General features: G+C 66.9%; 7 protein-coding genes. 4 read left to right on the top strand and 3 right to left on the bottom strand.

Annotated elements, in window-relative coordinates:
- Nucleotides 1-249: 249 nt before the first annotated feature.
- Nucleotides 250-2,082, top strand: coding sequence for a multidrug efflux ABC transporter SmrA (gene smrA / locus ACVOJ1_RS04015; protein ID WP_053518784.1), 1,833 nt, complete (start codon nt 250-252; stop codon nt 2,080-2,082).
- 100 nt (nt 2,083-2,182) lie between these two features.
- On the opposite strand, the gene ACVOJ1_RS04010 is transcribed toward smrA, so the two are convergent.
- Complete coding sequence (locus ACVOJ1_RS04010; protein ID WP_346480042.1) at nt 2,183-3,991, bottom strand: DUF885 domain-containing protein; 1,809 nt, start codon at nt 3,989-3,991, stop codon at nt 2,183-2,185.
- Between the two features lie 112 nt (nt 3,992-4,103).
- Between ACVOJ1_RS04010 and ACVOJ1_RS04005 the strand changes: the two genes are divergently transcribed.
- Both ACVOJ1_RS04005 and ACVOJ1_RS04000 read left to right on the top strand, forming a co-directional pair.
- The gene (locus ACVOJ1_RS04005; protein ID WP_053518787.1) at nt 4,104-4,460 is read left to right on the top strand and encodes a GFA family protein; all 357 of its coding nucleotides are present in this window, start codon (nt 4,104-4,106) and stop codon (nt 4,458-4,460) included.
- Nucleotides 4,457-5,260, top strand: a complete 804-nt coding sequence (locus tag ACVOJ1_RS04000; RefSeq protein ID WP_346480041.1) for a DUF4349 domain-containing protein — start codon at nt 4,457-4,459, stop codon at nt 5,258-5,260. The genes ACVOJ1_RS04005 and ACVOJ1_RS04000 overlap by 4 nt, the downstream gene beginning before the upstream one ends.
- Before the next feature lie 33 nt (nt 5,261-5,293).
- Here ACVOJ1_RS04000 and ACVOJ1_RS03995 read toward each other — a convergent pair whose 3' ends face one another.
- Nucleotides 5,294-5,587, bottom strand: coding sequence for a hypothetical protein (locus ACVOJ1_RS03995; RefSeq protein WP_053518791.1), 294 nt, complete (start codon nt 5,585-5,587; stop codon nt 5,294-5,296).
- A gap of 71 nt (nt 5,588-5,658) precedes the next feature.
- A complete protein-coding gene (locus ACVOJ1_RS03990) occupies nt 5,659-6,603 on the bottom strand; it encodes a LysR substrate-binding domain-containing protein (protein WP_053518793.1) in 945 nt (314 codons plus the stop codon).
- Nucleotides 6,604-6,718: 115 nt separating this feature from the next.
- Between ACVOJ1_RS03990 and ACVOJ1_RS03985 the strand changes: the two genes are divergently transcribed.
- A complete protein-coding gene (locus tag ACVOJ1_RS03985) occupies nt 6,719-7,591 on the top strand; it encodes a DMT family transporter (protein WP_065174688.1) in 873 nt (290 codons plus the stop codon).
- Nucleotides 7,592-7,813: the final 222 nt, after the last annotated feature.

Genomic DNA, 7,813 nt, shown 5'->3' with positions numbered 1-7,813 from the left:
CAGGCTGCCGACCCCCTCCGTCCCCGATTAACGTTTCTAATCCCTGCACTGGGTGTTCCCCCGGGCAATCTGTCGGCGCGGGGCAGGGCCCGGCGCTACCGCGACGGGTAGTCAACTGACGCCGCATGATCGGTAGCGCCGGGCCATGCCCGGCGAACAGGGGCCGGCGCTACCGGCACCGCGCATCGTCGGTTGGCGTACACATCCGGCATGGGATACTCCGTCGGTTGCAAGAGGCGAGGGAATGCGATGTTCCGTTGGTTTGAATCCCTGATTCCGGTGTTCCCGCCCGTGGACGGGCGGATGCCGCCGCGCAGGGTGCTGCCGTTCTACCTGCACTACCTCCGGCCGGTGTGGCCGGTGCTCTTGGCCACGCTGATCGCTGGCCTGCTGCTGGCGCTGGTGGAAGTGGCGATGTTCGATTACCTGGGCCGCATCGTCGACATGGTCGCCGAGCAGCCCGGTGCCGGCTTTTTCAAACGTCACGCCAATGAGCTGGGCTGGATGCTGTTCATCACCGTGATCGCGCGCCCGGTGCTGGTCGGCCTGCACAACCTGCTGGTCAACCAGGCCATCGTGCCAGGCCTGAGCAATCGTTCGCGCTGGTTGATGCACAACTACGTGGTACGTCAGAGCCTGAGCTTCTTCCAGAACGACTTCGCAGGCAGCGTCGCCAACCGGGTGATGCAGACCGGCACGTCGCTGCGCGAATCGGCCGTGCAGATGGTCGACTCGCTCTGGTACATCGTGGTCTATACCGGCACCGCGCTGTATCTGTTCGCACAGGCCGACTGGCGATTGATGATGCCGTTGCTGCTGTGGCTGATCGCCTATGCGGTGATCATGGTCTACTTCGTGCCGCGCGCGAAGGAGCGGGCATGGATCGCCTCGGAAGCACGCTCCAAGGCGATGGGTCGCATCGTCGATGGCTACACCAACATTCCTACGCTGAAGCTGTTCGCCCATGGCGGCCGCGAGCAGGCCTACGTGGCCGAGTCGATCCAGGAGCTGGCGGTCAAGCACCGCGCGCAGACCCGGGTGACGACCGGCATGGACCTGGCCATCGCCATCGTCAACGGCTTCCTGATCGCCGGGACCTGTGGCCTGGCACTGTGGCTGTGGAACGGTGGCCACATCACCGTCGGCGCGATCACCTTGGCGACCGGCCTGGTCATCCGCATCCACAACATGTCGGGCTGGATCATGTGGACCATCAACGGCATCTTCGAGGACATCGGTACGGTGCAGGACGGCATCACCACCATCGCCCAGCCGCTCACCGTGCAGGACCGTGAGGACGCCGTGCCGCTGCAGGTCACCCAGGGCGGCGTGCGCTTCCAGGATGTCCATTTCCACTACGGCAAGAAGGGCGGCGTGATCGCCGGCCTGGACCTGGTGGTGAAGCCGGGCGAGAAGATCGGCCTGGTCGGGCCCTCCGGTGCCGGCAAGTCGACCCTGGTCAATGTGCTGCTGCGGCTGTATGACCTGGAAAGCGGCCGCATCCTGATCGACGGCCAGGACATCGCGCATGTCACACAGGAGAGCCTGCGCCAACAGATCGGCGTAGTGACCCAGGACACCTCGCTGCTGCACCGCTCGATCCGCGACAACCTGCTGTACGGGCGCCCGGATGCCGCCGATGATCAGTTGCGTGCTGCGGTCGCCAAGGCGCGTGCGGAAGCGTTCATCGACACGCTGGTGGACGGGCAGGGGCGCCGTGGCTACGACGCACATGTCGGCGAGCGTGGGGTGAAGCTGTCCGGCGGCCAGCGCCAGCGAATCGCCATTGCCCGGGTGCTGCTGAAGGACGCGCCGATCCTGGTGCTGGACGAGGCGACGTCGGCGCTGGATTCGGAAGTGGAAGCCGCGATCCAGGACAGCCTGGACGAACTGATGGGAGGCAAGACGGTGATCGCGATCGCGCATCGGCTGTCGACCATCGCGCGCATGGACCGTCTGGTGGTCATGGACCAGGGCCGGATCGTGGAAACCGGCAGCCATGCCGAGCTGATCGCGGCCGGTGGTCTGTATGCGCGGCTGTGGGCACGGCAGACCGGCGGGTTCGTGGCGGCCGACCAGTAGCCGTTTCGGCTGCGGCCGTTCCGCGCAGGGCGTGGATGCGGCGCAAAGAAGAACGGCCCGGTTGCCCGGGCCGTTCATCATCCACATCCAGCGCAGCCGCTTACTCGATCGGCTGATCCAGCATCAGCTGGCGGGCGAAGCGCACCGGCGGTGCGCCGTAGGACAGCATCTGGTCGTGGTAGGCCTTCAGGTTGAACTTGTCGCCCAGCTTGTCCTGCATCGCCTTGCGGGTGTCGAAGTGCTCCTGCGCGCCCACGAAGTAGGTCGGCAGCTGCGCCGAGGTCAGCTGCGCGCGCACCCACTTGCCGGCCGCTTCGCTCTCCTGCTGGAACGCGTCGTGGGTCATCAGGTGCATCGCCTTCTCGCGATCCCAGTTGTCCACGTGCACGCCCTGGTCGAGGATGGCGTTGGAGATCGTGCGCAGGTAGAACTTCAGCTGCACCAGGTGGAACAGCGGATCGTTGTTGAGGTAACCCTGCTCCTGCATCATGCGCTCGGTGTAGACCGCCCAGCCTTCGGCGAACAGGCCCGACCGCAGTACTGCGCGCAGGGTGGAGGGGAACTTGGCCGAATGCCAGCCTTCCAGGTAATGGCCCGGCGTGCCTTCATGGATGCTCAGCAGGTGGATCATGCGCGAGTTGTACTCACGCAGGAAGGAATCGACCTGCTTGTCGTTCCAGTCGTCGGGAATCGGCGACACCGCGTAGAAGGTCTTCAGGTTCTTGTCCAGCGGGCCCGGCGAATCGCAGTAGGCCACGGCCACGCCACGCTGGAATTCCGGCATCAGGATGATGTCCACCGGCGCATCCGGCAGCGTCATCAGGTCGTGCTCGCGCACGAACGCGGTGGACTGGTCCAGCGCGGCCTTGGCGTCGTCGACCACCTTGTCACGTGCCGGCTTGTCGGCGTAGGCCAGTTCCAGCGCGGCCTCGATGGCCTTCTGCTGCTGCTCGTCGGTCGGCTGCGCCGGCATCTCCGGCGCGCCCGGCTTGTCCTTCAGCACCGTCTGCGCGATGCCGTACATGTCTTCGCGCACGCGCTTGAGCTCGGCACGCGCGCGCTCACCGATCTCCTGCCGCGACAGCGAAGAACTGAGGGCGAACTTGAGCTTCTGGTCGTACTTCTCCGCACCGATGCGGAAATCACCCTTCGCGTTCGGCACGAGGGTCTTGTCCAGCCAGGTCTGCTGCTCGTCCACGGCCTTCTTCAGGCCATCGATGGCGGCCTGCAGGCGCTGCTGGTCGGCCTGCGGCAGTTCGCCGATATGCGGGGTGATGAAGGTATCGACGATGCTGAGAATGCCCTTGTTCTGCTTGGCCACCGTCTCGGCATGGATCTTCGGCACACGCGCCGGATCGAGGTTCTCGCGGGCCTGGGCGAAGATCGCCGGCAGCTTTTCCATGCGCGCGGTGGCCGACTTCAGCCGTTCCGGCAGCGGCGCGAACTCGCGTGCCATCAGGCCGTAGATCGCGCTGCCGGCGATGCCGTTGTACAGCTGCGGATCCCACTTGCCGGACTGCAGCACTTCGGCGTTCCAGATTTCCGACTGCAGCTGGTTGCGCAGGATGGCGGCATCGACCTGGTTCTCCCGGCCCAGCTTGGCCACGTCGATCCTGTCCAGCTCGCCCAGCAATGCCTTGTAGGCGGCGACAGTCTTCTGCTGGCCGGCCGCACTCAGGTCGTCGATCTCGCTGTCGTAGCGGTGGTCGCCGATCTGGGTGGCGCTGACCGGGGACAACTGCATCCAGGTGTCCAGGGCGCGCTTGGACAGATCGGCAAAGGCCGCATCGGCTGCCGCGTCACCGGCCTGCTGGCTGGCGGCGGAGGTGGAACCGGCGGTCGGGGCGTCGGCCTGCTGGCAGCCGGCGAGGGCGGCGACCAGGGCGAGGGCAAGAAGATGCGGGCGCATCGGCATTCCTGTACGGGGTCAAACCCCGAGCATAGGCCGCCAGGGCTGCTTTGTCCCCGTGCCATAGGATTACCATTGGCACCTACACGGACCCGCCAGCGGAGAAAAGGACATGGAATACCAGGGAAGCTGCCATTGCGGCAGGATCGCATTCACGGTGCAGGCCGAGGCCCCGATCAGCGACGTCATCGACTGCAACTGCTCGATGTGCCGCCGCCGCGGCAGCCTGCTGTGGTTTGCGCCACGCGAGGCATTCCAGCTGCAGACCGATCCAGCCGATGTGGCCACCTACCAGTTCAACAGGCACCACATCGACCACCACCATTGCCGCGAGTGCGGCACTGCACCGTACAGCGAGGCCGTGGATCCGCGCAGCGGTGCGGCCATGGTGGCGGTCAACGTACGCTGCCTGCCGCAGGTCGACCTGGCCGGCCTGTCGGTGACCTCCTACGACGGAGCCGCAGCGTGACGGTCCGGTATGGATGGGTGGGCGCATTGACCGTGCCCGCACTCGTGCTGGCCCTGGCGGCCTGCGCGAAGGTGGAGCACGCGGCCGGTGGCGGTGGTGCCGCAGCCGAAGCCGAAGCCGTGGCGTCGCCCGAAGGCGCCTTCCTGGCCTATGAACACGACGTACAGGTACAGCTGGACGCGGAAACGATCGCGCCGCGCATCCAGCAGGTCGCGCAGGCCTGCCAGAGTGCGAAGTTCGGTGACTGTGCGGTGCTGCAGGTGGACCAGCGCAGTGGCGATTCACCCAGCGGCGAGGTCCGGGTGCGCATCGCGCCGAAGGGCGTGGAGCCCCTGATCGGCCTGGCGGGCGAGGGCGGCTCACTGCAGTCGCGCACCACCCGCGCCGAGGATCTTGCACAGCAGGTGGCCGATACCGCGTTGACCAAGGCACGGTTGGAGAAGGAACACGCACGCCTGCTCGCCTACCAGGACCGTGGCGGTCTGAAGATCGAGGATCTGCTGGCGATCAGCACGCGCCTGTCGGAGATCGAGGCGGGGGTGGAGCAGGCCAGCAAGGACGCCGCGCAGCAGCGTCGCCGCATCGATACGCAGCTGCTGACGCTGCACTTCGGTACCACCTCCGGCGAGCGCGGCCGCAGCGAGATCGGCGATGCGCTGAGCGAGTCTGGCAGCATCCTCAGTACCAGTATCGCCTTCCTGATCCGTGCGGCGGCTGCATTGCTGCCGGTCGCGGTACTGGCATTGATCGCAGGATGGGGCGTGAGGGCGGGGTTGCGTCGCCGCCGTCGGACGCCGTAACGCGCGGGTTCGCCGGGCCACGCCCGGCGATGCTCAGCCTTCGTCGGTCTCGTATTCGACGAACACGTCCAGCTCCAGCGCAAGCTCCTGCACCGCGTCACGAACCTTCTGCGCGGTGCTTTCGTTGCCCACCTCCACCTCCAGTTCGTGGATGCCCGGACCGATGTCATCGGACAGTCCTGCCGAACTGGAGTCATCGTCGTCCATGTGTGGCATCAGATCGTCGGTTTCCTCGACATGTTCGATGCCTTCCAGGCCCAGCAGCAGGTCGCTGATCGCACGGGCGTCGTCTTCGGTTCCAGTAATGCGCATTCGCAGCAGGGCCATGGCAGATGCAGGTCGTTGTGGAGGTATCCGCAGCGTAGCCAGCGATGGGCAAAGACCGGGTGAGGGCCTGGTCAGCCGGGCGTGGGCGCGCGGCCGAGCAGACTGTCGGGCAGTGCCGGGATCGGTGTGCGGTCGTCCTGTGCCTGGGCCAGCAGCCAATCGATGAACAGGCGTGCGGCAGGGCTGGGCGGCTGGCCTTCGGCATGCACCACGTAATACGCATAGCGGGCCTTCAGGGCGGGCCCAGGCAGCCGCACCACCTCGTAGCGCTGCAGGTAGGGTTGGGCGATGTGGGTGCGCGCCAGCACCGCGCCCATGCCATACACCGCGGCCCGCATCGCATCGGTGCTGTCGGCGAAGGTGTGCATCGGCGGCAGCGGCGAGGGCGGACGTACGCCCGCATGGCGGAACCAGTCGCGCCAGCCCTGCGGCGAGAGATCGGTCAGCAGCGGCAGCTCGGCGATGCGCGCCGGATCGTGCAGGGCTTCCACGCCCGGCAGCGCCGGCGAGGCGACCGGGAACAGGCTGTCGTCCATCAGGTGTTGCGCGTGCAGCCCCGGCCACTGGCCCAGGCCATAGCGGATGCCCACCTCCGGTCCGTTGTCGTCGTAGCGGTCCAGGCCGCTGCCGGTGTGCAATTCCACCCGGATGTGCGGATGCGCCTGGGTGAAGCGCGGCAGGCGTGGCAGCAGCCAGCAGTACGACAGCGAGCGCAGGGTGGTGATGCGCAGCGGCACGCTGTCCGCATCCGGATGCAGATTGTGGGCGACGGCGGCGACATCGGTGAACGCCGCACTGGCGGCGTCGGCCAGCTGCCGGCCTTCGGCGGTCAGCCGCACGCCGCGGGCATGGCGCAGGAACAGGCGGGTTTCCAGCACCTCTTCCAGGCGGCGGACATGGTGGCTGACCGCGCTGGCGGTCAGGTGCAGTTCCTGCGCGGCCTGGGCGAAGTTCTGGTGGCGCGCGGCGACCGCGAACACGGCCAGGGCAGGGAGCAGGGAAGGGCGTAGCTGCATGTCCAGCCTCAAACCATATTTGTGGCTGGCAGCGATACTACGCGCTTGTGCGGCGGGCGTCTGCGTCTGATCCTGTTGCACCAACCGAGGAGTGGATGATGGACGGAGGCAGGGCATGAATGCGGTCCCACAGGCGGCCGAGCGCGACTGGCGCACACCGCTGGAGTTGACCCTGCTGGGCGCCATCTGGGGGTGCTCGTTCCTGTTCATGCGGGTGGCGGTGCCATCGTTCGGCCCGTTCGCCCTGGTCGAGGTGCGTCTGCTGCTGGGGGCACTGGTACTGCTGCCGTTCCTGTGGCGCGCGCGGGCGCAGTTCCCGCCGCGGCGCTGGCTGTGGCTGGCGCCGATCGGCCTGGTCAACTCGGCGTTGCCGTTCGTGCTGTTCGCCTACGCCGCCGAGCACGCACCGGCGGCGATCGGTGCGATCTGCAATGCGATGACGGTCCTGTTCGCCGCGCTCATCGCCTTCCTGTTCTTCGGCGAGAAGATCGGTGTGCGTCGCGCGGGTGCGTTGCTGGTCGGCTTTGCCGGCGTGGTGGTGCTGGCGACGGCCAAGGTCTCGGGCCTGGGCATCGGCACGGCTGTGCTGGCCGGCGCCGCGGCATCGCTGCTGTACGGACTGGGGGTGAACCTGGTGAAGCGGCACATGGCGGGCCTGCCGTCTGCTGCCGCGGCGGCGGCGACGCTGTCCTGCGCCTCGCTGTGGATGCTGCCGATGGCGGTGAGCCATTGGCCGCAGGCCGCGATTCCGCTCAAGGCGTGGGGCGCGGCGATTGCCTTGGGCGTGGCCTGCACCGGGCTGGCGTTCCTGATGTTCTACCGTCTGATCGGCCGCATCGGCCCGTCGCGTGCATCCACGGTGACCTACCTGATTCCGCTGTTCGGTGCGGCGTTCGCGTGGCTGTTCCTGGGTGAGCCGGTGACGCTGCAGATGCTGATTGCGGGTGCGTTGATTCTGGGTAGCGTGGCGGTGAGTCAGAAGGGCTGAGCGGTTTCGCGCGTGACGCGTGCTGAAGGTGCTTCACTGTTCATGGGCGTTACTTTTCTTTTCGCGCGAAAAGAAAAGTAACCAAAAGAAACGCGCCGCCAAGCCGCGAGCCGCCGTGCTTCGCACGTCGGTCCCCTGCGCTTCTCGGTGAATCAGGGGACGGTGCCGAACTCGCTGCGCTCAGACATCGGCACCTCTCCGCCCCTGATTCCCCTGCGATGC

It is taken from the genome of Stenotrophomonas sp. STEN225 (genome assembly GCF_056756445.1).
This window is presented reverse-complemented; position numbering and strand designations above follow the sequence as displayed.